The organism is Sphingobacterium litopenaei (assembly GCF_014692495.1).
GTDB lineage: Bacteria > Bacteroidota > Bacteroidia > Sphingobacteriales > Sphingobacteriaceae > Sphingobacterium > Sphingobacterium litopenaei.
Genome location: NZ_JACOIJ010000046.1, coordinates 1 through 20,301, shown reverse-complemented (window position 1 = coordinate 20,301; position 20,301 = coordinate 1). Strand labels below are relative to the sequence as shown.

The following is a 20,301-nucleotide window of genomic DNA, read 5'->3' as shown; positions in this document are numbered from 1 at the left end:
GGATTAAAAATAATATCGTCAGGAACTGGCGATTACACGGGCGGAGACTCAAATAAGACTTTGGCAACAAAGCACAAGTCTGTGAAGCCCGAAGCCCATTTGTCTTTAGCAAATGGGTAGTTCACATACTTATTCTTGAAAGTCTATTTCTTTGGACCAAAAACATTTCCTACCATCGTCATTGCACATCTAAAGCCTGTCATAGCGTTGGATTCATCTTGTTGCATATGACGTCTTGTGCCAGGATTCAACCAATATGCACGATCATTCCACGAGCCACCTTTGAATACTCTAGATTTGTCATTCACCAATGTAGTTTTGCCATAAAGTTCTTTTTGCTCTTCGTCTTTGAAACCTCGAACATCATTATTATACGTTATTTCTGTAGAATTTCCTGATTGAGCTGCTTGCAATTCTTCCCAGGTTTGTTTTCTTGGTGCTTTAGCGGCAAGTTTTACAGGTCTTCCATATTGGTCTTTTGCTAATTTACCCGTTTCAGAATCCTCGTATTGATTATCCATAAAGACATGACCACGATAAGGATTAAAATCATCAAAATCTTCAAATGAAAGTTGACGATAGACGTCACTTACCCACTCATTGACGTTTCCAGCCATATTGTACAATCCAAAATCATTAGGTTGATAACTTTTCACTGGAACGGTGATATCGCCACCATCATTTAGGTTGCCTGCTACCCCCATATTGTTACCGCTAGTGATTTTAAAGTTCGCCATCATACGACCTTGTGTACGGCGTTTGTGATCGCGAACACCTAATCCATTCCAAGGATAAGTTTTATTGGACTCTATATTTCCTTCAAACGTATTACCAATTAACCCTAATGCGGCGTATTCCCACTCCGCTTCTGTGGGCAGACGATACGCTTGTTTCAAAATCCCGTCTTCCATGCGGACAGTACGACGAGCATTTTGTTGCGCGCCAGGACGATTATCTTTAGGCATGTTATTTCCATCAATACCCTGACCTTGATATTGTCCATTTAAGTAAATATCCGAATTGAAAGGAGGATTTTGGTGTTGTTGCTGACTTACGGTACGGTAATCAGCCAATACACCTCTTTGTCTCAAAATATGTTCATTCACTCTATCCGTACGCCACTGCGCGTAAGCATTTGCTTGTTCCCAAGTCACCCCCACTACAGGGTAGTCTTGAAAAGAAGGATGGCGTAGGTAAAAATTAACATAAGGTTCGTTGTAAGATAGAGGATTTCGCCACACCAAAGTATCAGGTAAGGCGTCATAATACATTTTACGATCTTGAGGAAAATTTTGTCCAATCCAATGCAAATATTCTAACCAATCCGCGTTCGAAACTTCTGTCTCATCAATATAAAATGAAGCAACTGTTACTCGACGTTTCAAATTATCATGCGCATAGGCAATATCTTCGTTAAGGCTGCCTCCCATTACGAAAGTTCCTCCTTCAATGGCAATCAGTCCAGGACCTGGAGCTTCTTTTACTTTTCGATTTATCTGAAGTCCTCCATTATAAGGATCGTTGTATTTTACACCAGTTTTATCAGATACATTTTTTCGATTGCTTTTACAGGAATAAAAGCTAACAAGGCTAGTGGAAATGAATAGTGCAGCTATAACTATACGCAATTTATGCATAATTGGATCTAATTGGATTAATAGTAACACCCAAAAATAAAAATAATTTTATAATAGAGAGAAAACCTTGATTAGAAATTTGTTGCAATTATTTAGAATGTACAAAGATGCTCTTAGATATGTCGTTATTTACTTTTTAAAACCTTAATTTCGTCTCATTATGAAAATTAAAGTAGGATTTGGTTTTGATGTTCATCAAATGAAAGAAGGGCATCCTTTTATAGTTGGAGGTGTGCAGTTGGAACATCATTCTGGAGCGTTTGGACATTCAGATGCCGATGTTTTGGTACATGCAATATGCGATGCTATTTTAGGAGCAGCGAATTTGGAAGATATAGGCTATCATTTTCCGAATACAGACATGAAATGGAAGGGCGTAAGTAGTCTTATTTTATTAAAAGAATGTATTCGTTTGATTACGGAAAAAGGATGGACTTTAGGAAATATCGATGCGATGCTTTGTTTGGAAGCTCCTAAAATCAAACGTTATATTCCACAAATGAAAGAAAAGCTAGCAGCAGTTACTGGTTTGGATATCGATGATATTTCTATCAAGGCCACTACAAACGAGACGATGGGATTTATCGGTCGTCAAGAAGGAGTCGTAGCATACGCAGTTTGTTTGATTCAGAAATAGATTATTTCTTTCTGAAATAAAGACAAGCGATTATTAAGGTTAGAATCGCCAATACGGCAGATAAAATAAATGGTGCACCTGGAAAATACGGGTGCACATCTATTCTGGAGAAATAAGAAAACAATGTGGTCATCACTAAAGGACCAATAATAGAAGTTAAACTGATTACAGAAGTGATACCTCCTTGTATTTGGCCTTGTTCATTTTGTGGTATTTGATCCGATATATAACTCTGTAGAGCGGGGCCTGCAATACCCGCCGAAACAAAAAATATACTGATGGCATACATCATCCAACTCGCAGTTGCAAACCCAAATAGAGAATAAGCCAGGACATATAAAACCAAACCTGTAAGTATCGCCTTTTGTAGTCCCAATTTTGGAATTATCACACGCATTAATCCTGCTTGTACAATCATTAGTAATGTTCCTACGAATCCCAAAGAAAGCCCTACCATGCGTTCGTCCCAATGAAATTTTTCCATCGTATAATAAGACCACGTACTTTGCACTGCATTAGCGGCAATATTGATCAGGAAGATACAAAGCATCAGCGGAAGTATATTCGGGTAGGATTTAATGTGAATAAATGCCCCTATTGGATTCGCATTTTTCCAATTAAAAGGTCTTCTTAATTCGGGTTTTAAGGATTCGGGAATAACGAAATAACCATAAATCACATTTACCAAACATAATCCTGCTGCAGCAAAAAATGGAATTCTGGAACCGTATTGCCCTAAAACTCCTCCCAAAACTGGCCCTAAAATAAATCCGAGACCGAAAGCTGCACCCAGTAAACCAAAATTTTGTGCTTTTTTCTGTGGAGTACTTATATCAGCGATGTAAGCCGCAGCTACAGTATGACTTGCTCCCGTAATACCTGCCACCAATCTGCCTATGAAAAGCCAAAGTATGGATGGTGCTAATCCAGTTAAAATATAATTGATACAAAACCCAAAAAGAGAAAACAGAAGTACGGGTCTTCTGCCATATTTATCACTGAGATTTCCTAGTACTGATGCAAAAAAGAATTGCGCAAAAGCATACATGAATACTAGCCATCCTCCATATTTAGATGCCTGACTCAGATCCCCATGTATAAGTTCTTGAATCAATTTTGGCATGACGGGAATAATTATTCCCAATCCTATAGAGTCAATCACAACCGTGATAAATATAAAAAGTAGTCCTTTTGACGATGATGATTTCATGTTTGCGCGATAAAGGTAATAAACTAACAGCATTTATAAAGTATTTGTTCGGAAGCTATTTATATTATTCGGTTAAAGCTCTTTGATGTAGTATATTTGGTTGGAAGTTATTGATTATTAATGCGGCTAGTCGATTTGAGAATTTTACAAATTATAGTGATATATATGCTGTTGGTAGCGGTGTATGGCTGTGTTGCTCATCGACCTTCTAACCAGAATGAGAAAACCTCAAGTCCTAATTTCAAGATTCGATATAATGCACTGTATAATGTAGATAAATTGTTGCTGCAGGTGGAAAACAATTTTCACTATTCTACTTCTTCCTTATTTGGAACGCCTAATAAATCGTATTTCGCAAATATGGACGAAGTCGTTACAAGACTTCAAGAATTGCTTCCTCTCACCAATCACTCGTATTTGAAGGAAGAATTATATTTCAAATTAGGTAAAGCTTATTTTTTTAAGGCTGAATATTATAATGCCTTAGCTTATTTCGATTTGATAACAGATAAGTCCATGTCTTTAGAAACGACTTTATGGAAAGCGAAGGCTTTGTACAGTCTTTCAAAGACAAATGAATCCTTAAGAATAATAAATGATTTTCCGAAGGACGAACTTTCAAAAAAGGATAAAGCTCTCTTCTATGCCTTAAAAGCTGATAATTTTTTAGTAGCGTACCAACCGGATTCTGCAGCGATTTATTTGCAACAAGCAATACAGACTTTTTTGCCAAAAAAATATAGGCAGCATTGGCAATTGCAAATGGGAAAGCTCTATACAAATATGGGAAACGCTTTAGCTTCTAATTATTTGAGTAAAGTCGCAAAATCGAATACCGTTTCTGATGAAATAAAACTGGAAGCTGAAATTGCTTTAGCAAATATTAAATCCAATAAGCTCGAGCAACGAACAGGCATTTTGCTGAGAATTCTTAACAAAGGTTATTCAATAGGGAAAGAACAAAAAGTATTTGCTGCTATTGCGGATAATTTTGCCCTGGCTTCCAATTTAGATACAGCAGTTAATTATTATCAAAAATCTTTACAACATCAAACTGAGTCTGCATCGTTTAGAAATCTTGTACATTGGAAATTGGCAAAGATTTATCTACAACAGAATCAAGTTGAACTTGCTGGAAATAGCTTAGCAGAAATAAGTTTGGATTCACTTGATTTGGTGGGACAGAATTATGCAGGTCTTATTGAAAATTATCAAGAATGGTTAGATTTATTGATATCCATCAGGAAATCAGAAAAAGAAAACTCAATTGCTGAATCGTATCAACAATCCCTTTATGATCTCGCTAGTTTTTATCGAAAGTATAATTTAAGAGAGGAGGCTTTGAGCTTGATGAAAAAACTGGTGGAAATTTCAGATTACCAAAATATGGATTATTTGCATGAATTGGCATTACTGGATTCGGATACTATCAAATTGGCCAATCAGGCTTACGAGCAAAAACTCCTCGAACAGCGGAAATTTTATAGCAATTACGCACAACTTTATACTGCTTACGAATCGGACAAATATTCCGATGTAATAAGAAAGATCGATAGTTTCTTAGAAGAAGATAATTGGGGAATTCCCCATAAATCAAAATTTTCTTACCTCCAAGCCTTTGCATTAGGACATATACACCCTGTAGATTCCTTGATTGAAGCTTTGGAAAACGTAAGACAAAATTATATCCATACTCCTGAAGGAAATCGGGCTGATCATCACCTGGGTTTTATAGCCAATAATAAAAGCGATTTTGCCAAAAGGAAGGTTGCTTTGGAAAAATCAAGAAGGATATTTCAAATGAAAGAAATGGAGTTGAATGTGGATACATTGGCATCTAATCCTCACACGCGCGATTTACAAAATATTGGAACGTTTATTGAATATGAATTGCCAAAATTAGAACCGTATTATTTTGTAGTCATGATCGAGAATCCACGTGTCAATTTAGCACCTAGCCGATACGCCATTGGTCAATTTTTGCGTACTCGATATGCAAATGCGGGTTATGGACACAGTCTGTCCTTTCTCGGAGATACAGTACAAATGATTTCAGTAGGTATGTTTGAATCCTTAGGAGCAGCGAAGAATTTTGAATCAAATATTGTAGGTTTCCTGCCTGAAATAATAAAGGTTGGTGAAAAAAAATATACTACCTTTGTAATTCCGAAATCAATATTCGAACTGTCGAAAGAGAAGTCACACATAGACGAATATTTAGATAAATATATAAATAAGTAGCATTCTACGAATTAACATGAAGAGAGAATCGAAGAATAGTAAACTCACAGCAGAAGATATTAAACGTTATACCAAAAGGTTTTGGATTATAATTTTAGGAGGTGTTAGCTTTGTCGCACTATTTCTTTTTTTAGTCCGCATTGGTTTATTTGGGAAGTTGCCGAGTTTTGATGAGTTAGAAAATCCATCAAGTAATTTGGCTTCTGAAATTCTTACTGATGATAACCGTGTATTAGGTACATATTATAAAGAAAACCGTTCCAATGTAGAATACAAAGATTTGTCTCCTTATTTGGTTCAAGCTTTAATTTCTACTGAAGATAAACGTTTTTATGGTCACTCGGGTATCGATTATTCACGTACGATTACTACGGTTTTCCATACGTTGATGGGAAATAAGCAAGGAGGTAGTACCATTACCCAACAGTTGGCTTTAAATTTATTCTCCGAAAAGAGGGAAGAAAACACCTTGAAACGTATCATGCAAAAGTTGCAAGAGTGGATCACTGCTGTGCGTTTGGAGCGTAATTATACCAAAGAAGAAATCATCATGATGTATTTCAACACGGTAGATTTTGGTTACAAAAACACGTATGGTATCAAATCTGCCGCACGTACATTTTTCAATACTACACCAGATAAATTAAAGATAGAGGAAGCTGCGGTTTTAGTGGGGATGTTGAAAGGACCTTCTCGTTATTCTCCAGTCTGGAAAAATACACAAGAGCGTTCTAAAAGCCGTCGTAATGTGGTGATGGAAAATATGCTGAAAGAAGGCTTCATTACAGATGAAGAGTTTTTGACAGCAAAAGAAAAACCTTTGAAACTAGACTTGAATGTTTCTAGCTATGGAGAAGGTTTGGCGCCATATTTTAGAGCGGTATTAAAAGATGAAATTAAGAAAGAGTTCCAACGTCTTGGTATTACCAAAGAAGATGGCACACCATATAATTTGGATCGTGATGGTCTGAAAATTTACACGCCGATTAATTACGAAATGCAAGAGTATGCAGAAGCTGCGCAAAGGGAGTGGATGCAAAAACTGCAACGTGAGTTTAATAAGCAATGGCGCAATCGTAGTGCTTTTACGGGCGATCGTGCTAAATTGTTGCAAACAGGTATGCGTCGTTCGGACCGCTATATTCAGATGAAAAAAGACGGCGCTAGTGACGAAGAAATCAAAAAGGTTTTTAATACGAAAACTGAAATGACCATCTTCACTTGGCGTGGAAATGTAGATACCGTCATGACACCAATGGATTCTATCAAATATAACAAATTGATATTGCGTAATTCCATGATGTCTATGGAGCCAAAAACAGGTCATATCAAAGCTTGGGTAGGCGGTATCAATTTCGAGCATTATAAGTACGATCAGGTAAAAATGGGTATTCGTCAGGTGGGTTCAACAGCGAAACCGTTTACTTATGCTGTGGCAATAGATAATGATTATTCACCATGTCAACCTATTCCAAATTACCAACAAACATATGGCGATTGGACTCCGAGAGGTACAGTGCAAGGCGGTAACCCTATTACATTGAAAAATGCCTTAAAATATTCGCAAAACTACGCTACGGCTTATTTGATTAATTTGGTTGGGGCATCGAATGTTGCTGAGTTAACGCGAAAAATGGGTATTACTTCCGATGTGCCAAATTATCCTTCTATTTCATTGGGTGCATATGAAGCTTCTGTGTACGATATGGTAGGTGCTTATGCTGCATTTGTAAATCACGGTACTTGGATAAAACCAATGATGATTTTACGTGTGGAAACAAAAGATGGTACGGTGCTTTATGAAAATAGACCTGATATTAAAAAAGTCTTAAACAGCGAGTCTGCTTATATTATGGTTGATATGTTGAAAGGTGTGGTTGATGGCGGTACAGCTAGCCGTTTACGTAGACCAGAATTTGGGGGTATTACATATCCAATTGGTGGTAAGACCGGTACAACAAACGACAACTCTGATGCTTGGTTCATTGGTATTACACCAGAATTGGTGACAGGAGTATGGACGGGCGCCGAGGATAGAGGAATTAGCTTTAGCAATATGCAATATGGTCAGGGTGCAGCAGCAGCTTTGCCAGTATTTGGGCTGTATATGAAGCGTGTATATGCAGATAGCAAGCTAAAATATTCAAAAGAAGATTTTCCAGAGCCTCCTGGAGGGCTGACACGAACGATAGATTGTTCGAAGTATAGTGGCGTCTATTATGGGGGAGAACCACAAGAGCCTGAATTACAAGATGACCGTTTAGGATTTTAAAATATTTAAAATTAATAATACGCCAGATAATGAATTTTTGTAATTTGTTGTCTGGCATTTTTATTTTGCATTGATGAGTTCGTTTGATTACAAAGAAGAGTTAAAGAAGATTCCACACAAACCTGGCGTTTATCAATATTTTGATAAAGAGGACGTGTTGATCTATGTAGGGAAGGCAAAAGATTTAAAAAATCGGGTAAGCTCTTATTTTGTAAATGATAGGCAACTGAATTCAAAGACGCGTGTGCTAGTACGCAAGATTCAGCGCATAGCTTTCACGATTGTGGATACCGAGATTGATGCCTGGTTGTTGGAGAATAACCTCATCAAGAAGCATAAGCCTCGGTACAATGTTATGCTTAAAGATGACAAAACTTATCCTTGGATTGTTATCAAAAATGAACCTTTCCCGCGTGTGTTTTGGACGCGTAAATATATCAAGGATGGTTCCACATATTTTGGTCCTTATGCGTCGGTAGGTATGATGCATATTGTACTGGATACGATTCGTGAACTTTTTCCGTTGCGTACATGTAACTTAAATCTTGCTCCCGAACAGATTGCCAAAGGAAAGTATAGAGTTTGTTTGGAGTATCAGATTGGAAATTGCAAAGGGCCTTGTGAAGGAAAACAATCTTTGGAAGATTATGACCAAAATCTTTCGGATATCAAAGATATCCTGAACGGTAAAATTGCGGTCGTAAAAAATAGAATCAAAGATCAACTGAATGAAGCCGCTTCATCGTTAAATTTCGAATTAGCGCATCACCTCAAAAATAAACTGGACAAGCTCGAGAACTACCAATCTAAATCAACAGTCGTAAGTTCATCTATTACGAATGTAGATGTATTCAGTATTGCTTCGGATGACAGTTTGGCTTTTGTGAACTTTTTGAAGGTCATGAATGGCGTAGTTATTCAAACGCAAACTTTAGAAATGAAAAAGCGTCTGGATGAAACGGATGCCGAACTTCTACAGATTGCCATTCCGGAAATTCGTAATCGCTACAAATCTTTGTCTAGAGAAATTATTGTTCCTTTTGATTTGGAAATTGAAGGAATTCATGATTATGTCAAATTCATTGTTCCGAAATTGGGTGACAAACGTAAGCTTCTAGACTTATCGTTGAAAAATGTAGCTTATTTCAAAAAGGAACGTATGTTGCAATATGAAAAGCTTAATCCTGAAGTGCGTACAGAACGTTTGTTGTTGCAAATGCAGAAAGATCTTCGTCTAAATGTATTGCCTCGTCATATTGAATGTTTTGATAACTCCAATATTCAAGGAAATTATCCCGTGTCGGCTATTGTTGTTTTCAAAGATGCGAAACCTTCTAAAAAGGATTATAGGCACTTCAATGTGAAGACTGTGGAAGGTCCAAATGACTTTGCAACGATGGAAGAGGCTGTTCACCGCCGTTATCGCCGTATGTTGGATGAAGGACATGAGTTGCCACAATTAATCGTTATAGACGGAGGAAAAGGGCAATTGGGAGCTGCTTTGAAAAGCTTAAGACTTTTGGGCATTGATAAGAAAGTAACGGTAATAGGTATTGCTAAACGCTTGGAAGAGTTATTCTATCCAGGGGACCAATATCCGCTTTACTTAGATAAAAAATCTGAAACACTAAAAATTATCCAACATTTGCGTGATGAAGCGCATCGTTTTGGTATTACATTTCACCGAAATCAACGTAGTCGTAAGACTTTCGTTTCGGAATTGGAAAATATACCAGGGATTGGTAAAAATACGGTGGAAAAACTGTTAACAGAATTCAAATCTGTAAAACGAATCAAAGAACAGACTGATGAGGAACTAAAAAAAGTGCTTAATCTGAAACAGATAAAAGCACTTCGCGAATATTTTCAATAGTGGCTAATCCAGCTTAGTCCATACTTCATATAAAGCAAATTGCCCATTAACACTTTGGATTGTACCCTCAATAGTAAAGGAAGATTTATCCTCATTAAAAGTAATCTTTAATGTATTGACAGCGGTAACGGCTTGTGTATTCGATTGATTCAGTTTGACAACTGTTTCGGTATAAGTGTTGTTATGAACATCTAAACTATACTTTCCTTTGTGGGCGAAGGTTAGTCCCGTGTCACGAAGGGATAGATTTGTAAATGAATCCGTATTGTCAAAGAATTTATAAAATACAGGATGCACATTTATTAATTCGCCATTACCGTCTTTGAATTCGGATAATTTCCATACTCCGGCTAGAGAAGGATTTGTTTGGGCAAATAAACCTGTAGTAAATAATACTAAATAAATAAAGGTTAGGAAAATTCTCATAATTAATTGGTTTGAAGTTTTAACTAAATATAAATAATATGAGAATTTAAAATAAGGTTTATATATAAAAAATACCCCGTTAACAGATTGTAATGGGGGATTTTGTTGTGCGCCCGGCATGGGCGATAACTCTAGGGTGCAAGTCCCGAACACGCCATTACAGTTGGAAGTGTTAGCCGAAGGCAAGGGTGTCCACCGTGAGGTGGAATCTGAAGGAAGCCTCAGGCAAATTCTCGGTCTGACGGACAGAAACTACATATAAGGCCTAAGCTGCTGGATGAGGTTGCAACACAAACTTAAGTCCTATACTGTACAGAAGCATCAAGGTAAATGTAGCAGACACATGAGATGAAAGTTATCGTTCTTACCCGGGGAGATCTCACAGACTTGTGGAAGTTTTTTTTTCAGAAGCTAGGAGTAAAGCTAGCTGTGAGAAGTCAGCCGATTTCGTAGTACTTGCTTACGGCAAAGCAAGGAAGGAATGAACCTTAAGTTAGTGGGCAATACATGAAAATTACCTAATGAAGGACAGAATGCAGAAAATTGATAAGGTTTATCAACCTGGTCACAAAAGAATAGGGCGGAACCCGAAGTCTATGTGGGAGGGCAGACTTTTATTGGGATGATTGAAAAGAACCTCACCTATACAAACACAAAAGTAGATGGACTTTTAGAACAACTCCTTGACCGTCAGAACTTGAATACTGCCTATTTACAAGTGGTTTGTAATCGTGGTGCTTGCGGTATCGATAAGATGGGCGTCGAATCCTTAGGGGATTATCTTAGAGAGCATAAGGAGAAACTTTTAACATCCATCAAGCAGGGGAATTATTCTCCTTCTGCAGTAAGAGGTGTCGAAATTCCTAAAGACAATGGGTCAAAGCGAATGCTGGGCATCCCAACAGTAGTTTGATCGGCTCATCCAGCAGGGCATTAGTCAAATCCTGACACGAATCTACGAACCTGAATTCAGTGACCACAGCTATGGTTTTCGTCCGGGTCGCAACGCGCATCAAGCGCTTCTCAAATGCAAGTCATACATTCAACAGGGGTATAATTATTCCGTAGACATGGACTTAGAGAAGTTCTTCGATACGGTGAATCACAGTAAACTGATTGAATTATTATCACGCACGATCAAAGATGGAAGACTAATCTCACTTATCCATCGATACTTGAGAGCAGGTGTAGAAATAAACGGAAGGACTAAAGTAACTACAGAAGGTGTACCTCAAGGAGGCCCACTAAGTCCACTTTTGAGCAATATTATGCTTGATGAACTGGACAAAGAACTGGAATCTCGAGGACACAAATTTGTACGTTACGCTGATGACCTTATGATACTTTGTCGTAGTAAACGGAGTGCCTCACGGGGTATGAAATCGATCACAAAATTTGTTGAAGGTAAGCTGATGCTTAAGGTCAATAAAGAGAAAAGCGTCGTTCGTCATGTATCCAAGATTAAATTTCTAGGCTATAGTTTCTACAATTACAGAGGGGAGTGGCGCTTACGTATTCACCCTAAAAGTCTAGGGAAGATGAAAGCTAGGATTAAAGGACTAACGGGCCGCAGTCGAGGTTGGAGCGATGAACAGCGAATTCTCTACTTGAGGGAATACCTCACAGGCTGGATGCACTACTTTAAACTAGCGGACATGGGGACGAAACTGGGGCAACTGGATATGTGGTACCGTCGTAGGTTACGTATGGTCAAATGGAAACACAGCAAGTCTAAAATTAGGAACTTGGTACAACTAGGTGTAAGTAAATACAAGGCGTACGAATGGGCACATACAAGGAAAAGTTACTGGCACACAGCAAAAAGCTGGATACTGACAACAACCCTTTCCAACGACTATCTTAAACAACTGGGATACCCATCTTTACTGGCAGAATACAAGCGAGTTTGTGTTACAACTTACGGAAGCGCCGTATACCGAACGGTACGTGCGGTGCTGTGGAAGGTCGGAACGGGAATTAATCCCGTTCCTCCTATCCGATTTAATCTTCGTAACCAAATCTTTTTAAGATATTTTTCTTCGCTCTCCAGTCAGGAACGACTTTAACGAATATTTCTAAGAAGACCTTACCACCAATGAATTCTTCTATATCCTGGCGGGCATAAGTACCTACTTTTTTGATCATAGCACCAGCCTTACCGATAATAATATTTTTTTGCGAATCACGCTCCACATAGATTTCCGCAGCAATACGTGTTATGTTAGCTTCTTCTTTATAAGAAGTAACAGCCACCTCTGTACTGTAAGGGATTTCTTTATCATACAATTTGAAGATTTTTTCACGAATCATTTCGGATACAAAAAATCGCATAGATTTATCTGTCAATTCATCTTTCTCGTAGTATGGCGGATGAAAAGGTAATTTTTCTTTAATATATTCAAAAATAGGAGGGACATTATAACCCAATAAAGCTGACATTGCGAAAATCGCTTCTGGATTTAATTTCTCTTTCCAAAATTCTATTTTCTCTCTTACCTCTTCTTCTGAAGACTTATCAATTTTGTTAATTAATACAGCTACTGGTGAAGAAGTTTTTCTCAATTTTTCTAATACGTCATGTTCATCATATTTCTCATGAATATCCGTAACAAATAGGATAACATCTGCATCAATAAGTGATCCTTCTACAAAACTCATCATAGATTCTTGTAAAGAATACTTAGGTTTTATCACTCCAGGAGTGTCCGAAAAGATAATTTGGTGGTTTTCATCGTTCACGATACCCATTATACGATGACGAGTTGTTTGTGCTTTAGGAGTAATGATAGACATTTTTTCACCCACTAAAGCGTTCATTAGCGTAGACTTACCTGCGTTTGGCTTTCCAATTATACTTACGAACCCAGCTTTATGTGACATTTTTTTAAATATTTATTTGTTTTACAAAGAAACAAATAATATCTTTGTACTCCAATTAAGGGAGTAAATAATCTTTGATTTTGATATTAAGAACAAAGATTTTGACATATAAAATATAATGCGGGATGGAGCAGTGGTAGCTCGTCGGGCTCATAACCCGAAGGTCGTCAGTTCGAGTCTGGCTCCCGCTACTAAGGAAAAAGAGTCTAACGCGAGGTTAGATTTATTGAAAAATACAATGCGGGGTGGAGCAGTGGTAGCTCGTCGGGCTCATAACCCGAAGGTCATCAGTTCGAGTCTGGTCCCCGCTACTAAGAAAAAGAGTCTAACGCGAGGTCAGATTTAATGAAAAATACAATGCGGGATGGAGCAGTGGTAGCTCGTCGGGCTCATAACCCGAAGGTCGTCAGTTCGAGTCTGGCTCCCGCTACTAAGTAAAGCCTTACACTTTGGTGTGAGGCTTTTTTTTGATGTGCGCCCGGCATGGGCGATAACTCTAGGGTGCAAGTCCCGAACTCGCCATTACAGTTGGAAGTGTTAGCCCACGGCAAGGGTGTCCACCGTGAGGTGGAATCTGAAGGAATCATTGAGCGCAGCTAATGCTGGAGACCTCATTGATAAGGAAAGACAGTTAGAGCTAGCTTATCAAGCAGAGCGTAGTTTTGATGTATTTAGAAATGGTAAATCTTTAAAAAGAGAGTTTCCTGGACCAAATAGACAATTCGAGGAAATCCAACCAACAGATTTTAGGGTGATTTATTTTATTCCTCAATCTGCTATCAATTCTTATTCTGGAACATTAACACAAAATCCAACAAGTTAAAATTGTAAATAATAGTGTTAAAGGCGTCTTTCAAGGCGCCTTTTACGTTTAATACAAAAGCTCAGCATTATTGATACGCAAATATTACGCAAACGTTTTCTTGCGATTTGAACATTTATTTCTGATATAATTCAGTTATCATTGAGAATTAAAGAGATTGCTTAAGTCCCTAAACACCTTATGAAAACGTTATTTTTAATATTGAGCATTTGCTTTCCTTTTTTAGTCTCGAGTCAGACAATTTATCCTATTCCACAACTCATAGAAGCTAATGGTAGTATGGATTATGTTGGGTTAAAATCCAACTCAACGCTTCTTAAGGATTTTTCTACAAAGAATGGGCTAAAAGTTGTTGAGAAAAAACTGAAAAATTTTCATAATGAAGGATATATATTAGTTATTACTAATAAGAAGATTGAGATTCAATATTCTACTGCGAGGGGCCAATTTTATGCATACAAAACTTTAGTACAATTGCTACAACAAGCAAAGAGTAATGGGAAATTATTTCTTGTAAAAATTCATGATCATCCCGACGTGGCATTTCGTGGTACGGTAGAAGGATTTTATGGCAATCCTTGGAGCTATGAAGCACGTATTGCACAGTTACAGTTTTATGGTGACTGGAAAATGAATACCTATATTTACGGACCTAAAGATGATCCGTACCATTCTTCGCCAAAATGGAGAGAAGCTTATCCAACAGATGAAGCGGCAAAGCTGAAAGAGTTGGTGGAAATTGCGAATAAAAATCAAGTGGATTTCTACTGGGCTATCCATCCAGGTAAAGATATCAAATGGAACAATGCAGATAGTTTAGCGGTATTACACAAATTTCAATTGATGTACGATTTGGGTGTGCGCCATTTTGCTGTATTTTTTGATGATATTTCGGGGGAAGGCACAAAAGCAGAGAAACAAGCTGGACTTTTGAATTATTTGCAAAAGGAATTTATAGACAAGAAAAATGATGTAGGAGCATTGATTATGTGTCCTACAGAATATAATAAAGGTTGGTCTAATCCCAAAGAAGGAACGTATTTGGATATTTTGGGTGATCAATTGGATAAACGTATTCATGTGATGTGGACAGGTAATACGGTTATTCACGATATTACTTTGGAAGGACAACAATGGGTAAATAAACGTATCAAAAGACCTTCATTTGTGTGGTGGAATTTTCCCGTGAGTGATTATGTGCGTAATCACCTGTTGTTGGGCGAATCGTATGGTTTGGATAAAGATGCCAAATCAGAAATGTCTGGTTTTGTAACCAATCCAATGGATAAACCAGAAGCATCTAAAGTCGCGATCTATTCAGTAGCAAATTACAGCTGGAATTTGAATGGTTATGACTCAGGAAAAACGTGGAAAGATGCTATCGCAAGACTTTATCCTTCGATGAATGAGGCTTACTTGCTATTTTCTACACATAATACAGATCCAGGACCAAGTTATCACCAATACCGTAGATTAGAATCTCAAGCAATTTCTTCGGTTTTAGATGGATTGACAGAATCGTTGAAAGTAGGAAAGATAAAGTCTTTGAGCGCAGAAGAAGAGTCTATTTTGAAAAAAGAATTTCAAAAATTTGAGCCTTCGACAAAAGCAATTTTAACGAATTCAAAACATCAGAATTTGGTGGTTGAGATTAAGCCTTGGTTAGATTACTTTGCGATTCAAGGTAAAGCTGCATTATTATTGTTAGAAATGAATCGTATTACAGATAACAAAGATTTGCTGTTTAATTTTTTTCAAGAATTTCAACAACAAAGAGATCAAATGATCAAAATTGATCAAACGAATAATGGAAATCCATACCAACCTGGTATTGTGACAGCAAGTCGTCATGTGTTGCCTTGGATGGAACAATCTTATTTGTATTATCACAAATTGTTGAAAGAATCAGGCTATCCAGTGAAAGATGCAGCCAATCAACCTGCAGGTAAAGTGTATACGAATATTGAACCTTTAAAAGCATTGCCTGTACAAAACGATGTGCAAAATGGAAATAGACCTTTCCAAGTGTTAAAATTGAGTAGAATGTTAGAATATATCACTTTCCAGGCGAATGATTATGTAGGTATAAACATAACGTCAGCATCTAAGATTCGTGAAATGAAATTTAGATTTGATGAGAAATTAGAAGGTATTGAATTGCAATATAGTCATGATGGTCTCAGCTGGACGAAAGATAAAGCCGTTCAAGCTAAGTTTGTACGCTTGATAAATACAGGTTCAGAAAGCAAAACAGCAAGGTTAACACAGTTTGAAATTATATTCGAATAAGACAAAAGGCACATGAAAATGTGCCTTTTTCTTTGTATAAAATCTCTGAAAATTATACAACCAATTTTTTGTACCTTTGTAGCCGATATTTCATTTTGAAATGTAGTTGCCGAGATGGTAACGCGCGAGATAAAATTATTTTAAAATATGGCAAACATTGTTGCAATCGTAGGTCGCCCTAATGTGGGAAAATCGACTTTATTTAACCGTTTAACGGAAAGTAGAAAAGCTATTGTAGATGACTTTAGCGGGGTGACTCGTGACCGTCATTACGAAATGGCGGAGTGGATTGGTAAAAAATTCACTGTTATAGATACAGGTGGTTTTGTACATGGTTCGGATGATATCTTTGAAGAAGCTATCCGTGATCAGGTGCATATTGCTATCGAAGAAGCTTCTGTAATCATTTTCATGGTAGACGTGAAAGTGGGGATTACAGATTTGGATGATGAGATCGCAGATTTATTGCGTCGTACATCAAAACCAGTTTATGTAGTGGCTAACAAAGTAGACCACGCTAAATTACACCACGAATCCACAGAATTTTATGCTTTTGGTTTAGGAGAAGTTTATAATGTGTCTTCTGCTACAGGTTCGGGTACTGGTGAATTATTAGATGCTATTGTTTCTAATTTCCCAGATCCAGAAGAAGAGGTTGACGAAGATCCACTTCCAAAAGTAACTATCGTAGGTCGTCCGAATGTAGGTAAATCATCTTTGACAAATGCCTTATTAGGTACTGACCGTAATATCGTAACCAATATCGCAGGTACAACTCGTGATACCATCAAAATTCACTACAATCAGTTTGGTCACGAGTTCTTATTAGTAGATACGGCTGGATTGCGTCGTAAGAATAAAGTTAACGAGGATATCGAATTCTATTCAGTGATGCGTACGATCCGTGCATTAGAAGATTCGGATGTTATCGTATTGATGTTAGACGCGAATGACGGTATCGAAGCGCAGGATATTAATATTTTCCACCTAGCGGAAAAAAATAAGAAAGGACTTGTTGTCGTGGTAAACAAATGGGATACCATTGAAAAGGACCACAAAACAATGAAAGAGTTTGAAGCTCGTATCAAGGAGAAAATTGCTCCTTTTACCGATGTGCCTATCATTTTTACGTCTGTAACGGAGAAACAACGTATTTTCAAAGTAGTAGAAGCTGCGATGGAAGTGCATGCAAACAAAACGAAGAAAATCCCTACTTCAAAATTGAATGAGGTGATGTTAAACGTGATTGAGAACTATCCTCCACCTGCAGTAAAAGGTAAGTACATCAAAATCAAATATGCTACGCAATTACCAGGTAAAGCACCGATGTTTGCTTTCTTCTGTAACTTGCCACAGTATATCAAAGATCCGTACAAACGATATATTGAGAACAAATTGCGTGAGAACTTCAATTTCACAGGTGTTCCTATTCAAGTATATTTCAGACAAAAATAATTTATCAAATCAAGTTAACTAGCGTTCTATATGCAACACAATCTGGTACTTTATAATACATTAACACGTAAAAAAGAAAAGTTTGAACCTTTACATCCGAATCTAGTAGGGATGTATGTTTGTGGGCCTACTGTTTATAGTGATGTGCATTTAGGCAACTGTAGAACTTTCGTTTCCTTTGATTTAATATTCCGTTACTTACTTCATTTAGGCTATAAAGTACGCTATGTGCGCAATATTACTGACGCGGGTCACTTAGAAGGTGATAACGATGAGGGAGATGATAAATTCGCTAAAAAGGCGAAGTTAGAGCAACTAGAACCAATGGAAATCGTGCAGAAATATACGATAGGTTTCCATGATGTTTTACGTCTGTTTAATACGTTACCTCCAAGTATCGAACCTACTGCAACTGGTCATATTTCGGAGCAAATCGAAATGGTGAAACAAATCATCGAAAATGGTTATGCTTATGAAGCGAATGGAACGGTTTATTTTGATGTTGAAAAATACACCAAAGAACATAACTATACCATCTTAACCAACCGCAATCTTGAGGATTTATTAAATAATACAAGAGAATTGGGTGGTCAGGATGAGAAAAAGGGTAGATTGGATTTTGCACTTTGGATTAAAGCAAAACCAGAACATATCATGCGTTGGCCAGCGCCTTGGAGCATAGGCTTCCCAGGTTGGCATATCGAATGTTCGGCGATGAGCCGCAAATATTTGGGTGACCAATTTGATATTCACGGTGGAGGTATGGATTTAGCGGCTACGCACCATACGAATGAAATCGCTCAATCTGAAGCTTGTAATCATACTTCTCCTGCAAAATACTGGATGCATACCAATATGCTTACGGTCAATGGTGCGCGTATGTCCAAATCTGCTGGTAATGGATTTTTGCCTGGTGAATTGTTTACAGGTAATCACCCTTTGTTGAATAAAGGATATTCGCCAATGGCGGTTCGTTTCTTTATGTTGCAAGCACATTACAGAAGTACATTGGATTTCTCTAATGAAGCTTTGGATGCCGCAGAAAAAGGTTACAAACGCTTGATGAATGCAATAGGTTTATTGGATAAGATTGTTCCTTCTGCGACAGCGAAGATTGATGTTGATTTAGAAGCATTGACTGCGCGTTGTTATGCGGCTATGGACGATGATTTCAATTCTCCTGTGTTAATTGCTGAATTATTTGAGGTTGTGCGTTTAATCAATTCTATCTATGATGGCAAGCAACAAGCGGATTCTGCTACTCTTGATATGATCAAAAAATTGATGAATGATTTCGTTTTTGATATCATGGGATTGAAAGATGATCAATTGGGTGCAGACAATGAAAGTATTGATAAGTTGATGGAATTGGTGATTAGCTTGCGTAATGAAGCGAAGCAAAATAAAGATTATGCTACTTCCGATAAGATTCGTAATGAGTTAGCAGCTATTGGTATTCAGTTAAAAGATAGCAAAGAAGGAACACTTTGGAATAAGATTTGATTGAAGGATTGCAAATAATTTTAGATGAAGTATTCAACTATTCTTAAAACCGTATCTATAGCTTGCGCTTTAATTCCTTCGCACGTTTTATTTGCTCAACTTCCTGAAAAAGTTGGTGGATTAATCACAGCAGATCGCAATGCAGCTCTTATTTCTAAGGCTCAAGGGCCTCATGCTGCATTTTCATCTATTATAGATAAGACTTCCGAATTTTATGTTCCGTCCTCGGTAAATGCATTCAATTATTTAAATAATAGGCCCAATATTCCAGATGTTTTAATATGGGAGCCAAATTTTGCTTTGGTATCTAAAAGTTTAGAATTTGGGGTGACTTCTGGTAGCATGGAGTTTCAAAAGGTAGGAGCGATCAAGCGTTTCGGTCAATATCTGATTATTTGGAAAAGAGACAAAAAGGGCGTTTGGAAAGTGGATCTTCGCGCTGAGGTAGAAAACTACGGAAAACAGAAAGCGAAGGATTTAACTTATCAAGAACCAGATGATTCTTGGTATTTAAAACATCGTTCACAAGTCCGTTTAAAACAACGTGAAGATGTTGTACAATCTACAGATCAGTTGTTCTCTACGATTTCTAAATCCAATACCGAAGCGGCTTATAAAGAGTTTATGGCTGACGAAGTACGTTTCTATTACCCTTGGCAGAATGAAATCGAAGGCAAGAATAATTTAGTTAACTTCATTAAAAAACAACGTATTGATATTGTTACAGAGCCTTTGAAAGTAGGACGTGCTTACAGTGGAGAGTATGCTTATTCGCAAGGAACGGCAACTATTCATACCAAAGACAAAGCTATCAAATTTAACTATATCCGTGTTTGGCAATTAAAAGAGGATTATCAATGGAGAGTGATTTTGGAGATGATGTTTGAAAGGTAATCTTTATATGTTAAAAAAAAATAAGGCTTGAAATTTTCGAGGGCACTGAAAAAGTTTCTATTTTTTTAAGAGACTTAAAAAAATGACTGAGTATAGTATTAAGCTTACTCAGTCATTTTTGTTTTAGGGATTTCTGGAAGATTGTTTATTAGTTGTCCTTA

The 20,301-nt window shown here is 37.4% G+C and carries 15 protein-coding genes and 3 tRNA genes; 14 read left to right on the top strand and 4 right to left on the bottom strand.

Annotation, left to right across the window (positions count from 1 at the left end; genetic code table 11):
- Window positions 1-143 precede the first annotated feature (143 nt).
- Window positions 144-1,637 carry an SUMF1/EgtB/PvdO family nonheme iron enzyme gene (locus H8B04_RS15605; RefSeq protein WP_190302940.1) on the bottom strand — a complete coding sequence of 498 codons (1,494 nt, stop codon included), beginning with the start codon at window positions 1,635-1,637 and terminating at the stop codon, window positions 144-146.
- 160 nt (window positions 1,638-1,797) lie between these two features.
- Between H8B04_RS15605 and ispF the strand changes: the two genes are divergently transcribed.
- Window positions 1,798-2,274: a 2-C-methyl-D-erythritol 2,4-cyclodiphosphate synthase gene (gene ispF / locus H8B04_RS15600; protein ID WP_190302939.1), complete on the top strand. Its 477-nt coding sequence runs from the start codon at window positions 1,798-1,800 to the stop codon at window positions 2,272-2,274.
- Window position 2,275: 1 nt separating this feature from the next.
- On the opposite strand, the gene H8B04_RS15595 is transcribed toward ispF, so the two are convergent.
- A complete protein-coding gene (locus tag H8B04_RS15595) occupies window positions 2,276-3,484 on the bottom strand; it encodes a TCR/Tet family MFS transporter (protein ID WP_190302938.1) in 1,209 nt (402 codons plus the stop codon).
- 135 nt (window positions 3,485-3,619) lie between these two features.
- Between H8B04_RS15595 and H8B04_RS15590 the strand changes: the two genes are divergently transcribed.
- The 3 genes from H8B04_RS15590 to uvrC all read left to right on the top strand — a co-directional run bounded on the left by H8B04_RS15590 (window position 3,620) and on the right by uvrC (window position 9,870).
- Window positions 3,620-5,725, top strand: a complete 2,106-nt coding sequence (locus H8B04_RS15590) for a tetratricopeptide repeat protein (RefSeq protein WP_190302937.1) — start codon at window positions 3,620-3,622, stop codon at window positions 5,723-5,725.
- 16 nt (window positions 5,726-5,741) lie between these two features.
- Window positions 5,742-7,997: a penicillin-binding protein 1A gene (locus H8B04_RS15585; protein WP_190302936.1), complete on the top strand. Its 2,256-nt coding sequence runs from the start codon at window positions 5,742-5,744 to the stop codon at window positions 7,995-7,997.
- A gap of 73 nt (window positions 7,998-8,070) precedes the next feature.
- Complete coding sequence (gene uvrC / locus H8B04_RS15580; protein WP_190302935.1) at window positions 8,071-9,870, top strand: excinuclease ABC subunit UvrC; 1,800 nt, start codon at window positions 8,071-8,073, stop codon at window positions 9,868-9,870.
- 3 nt (window positions 9,871-9,873) lie between these two features.
- On the opposite strand, the gene H8B04_RS15575 is transcribed toward uvrC, so the two are convergent.
- Window positions 9,874-10,296 carry a DUF4488 domain-containing protein gene (locus H8B04_RS15575; RefSeq protein WP_190302934.1) on the bottom strand — a complete coding sequence of 141 codons (423 nt, stop codon included), beginning with the start codon at window positions 10,294-10,296 and terminating at the stop codon, window positions 9,874-9,876.
- A gap of 622 nt (window positions 10,297-10,918) precedes the next feature.
- Here H8B04_RS15575 and H8B04_RS17170 point away from each other — a divergent pair.
- Together H8B04_RS17170 and H8B04_RS15570 are read left to right on the top strand one after the other, a co-directional pair.
- Window positions 10,919-11,209, top strand: a complete 291-nt coding sequence (locus tag H8B04_RS17170; RefSeq protein ID WP_223815461.1) for a reverse transcriptase family protein — start codon at window positions 10,919-10,921, stop codon at window positions 11,207-11,209.
- Between the two features lie 7 nt (window positions 11,210-11,216).
- On the top strand, window positions 11,217-12,362 hold the full coding sequence (locus H8B04_RS15570; protein WP_317170673.1) for a group II intron reverse transcriptase/maturase: 1,146 nt from the start codon (window positions 11,217-11,219) through the stop codon (window positions 12,360-12,362).
- Here the strand turns inward: H8B04_RS15570 and era are convergent.
- Window positions 12,298-13,176 (bottom strand): GTPase Era, encoded by an 879-nt coding sequence (era, locus tag H8B04_RS15565; protein WP_190302933.1) that lies wholly within the window; start codon window positions 13,174-13,176, stop codon window positions 12,298-12,300. The genes H8B04_RS15570 and era overlap by 65 nt on opposite strands.
- Window positions 13,177-13,295: 119 nt before the next feature.
- Here era and H8B04_RS15560 point away from each other — a divergent pair.
- From H8B04_RS15560 to H8B04_RS15525, 8 genes are all read left to right on the top strand, one after another.
- Window positions 13,296-13,367: transfer RNA gene (locus tag H8B04_RS15560), tRNA-Met, on the top strand.
- 48 nt (window positions 13,368-13,415) lie between these two features.
- Window positions 13,416-13,487 (top strand) — tRNA-Met (locus tag H8B04_RS15555).
- Window positions 13,488-13,534: 47 nt separating this feature from the next.
- A tRNA-Met gene (locus H8B04_RS15550) sits at window positions 13,535-13,606 on the top strand.
- 132 nt (window positions 13,607-13,738) lie between these two features.
- Window positions 13,739-13,999 carry a RagB/SusD family nutrient uptake outer membrane protein gene (locus H8B04_RS15545; RefSeq protein WP_223815460.1) on the top strand — a complete coding sequence of 87 codons (261 nt, stop codon included), beginning with the start codon at window positions 13,739-13,741 and terminating at the stop codon, window positions 13,997-13,999.
- Between the two features lie 180 nt (window positions 14,000-14,179).
- Complete coding sequence (locus H8B04_RS15540; protein WP_190302931.1) at window positions 14,180-16,288, top strand: beta-N-acetylglucosaminidase domain-containing protein; 2,109 nt, start codon at window positions 14,180-14,182, stop codon at window positions 16,286-16,288.
- A gap of 147 nt (window positions 16,289-16,435) precedes the next feature.
- The gene (gene der, locus H8B04_RS15535) at window positions 16,436-17,743 is read left to right on the top strand and encodes a ribosome biogenesis GTPase Der (RefSeq protein ID WP_190302930.1); all 1,308 of its coding nucleotides are present in this window, start codon (window positions 16,436-16,438) and stop codon (window positions 17,741-17,743) included.
- A 30-nt stretch (window positions 17,744-17,773) separates the two neighbouring features.
- Window positions 17,774-19,246, top strand: a complete 1,473-nt coding sequence (gene cysS, locus H8B04_RS15530) for a cysteine--tRNA ligase (protein ID WP_190302929.1) — start codon at window positions 17,774-17,776, stop codon at window positions 19,244-19,246.
- 24 nt (window positions 19,247-19,270) lie between these two features.
- Window positions 19,271-20,140, top strand: a complete 870-nt coding sequence (locus H8B04_RS15525; protein ID WP_190302928.1) for a DUF4440 domain-containing protein — start codon at window positions 19,271-19,273, stop codon at window positions 20,138-20,140.
- The last annotated feature ends 161 nt before the right edge of the window (window positions 20,141-20,301 follow it).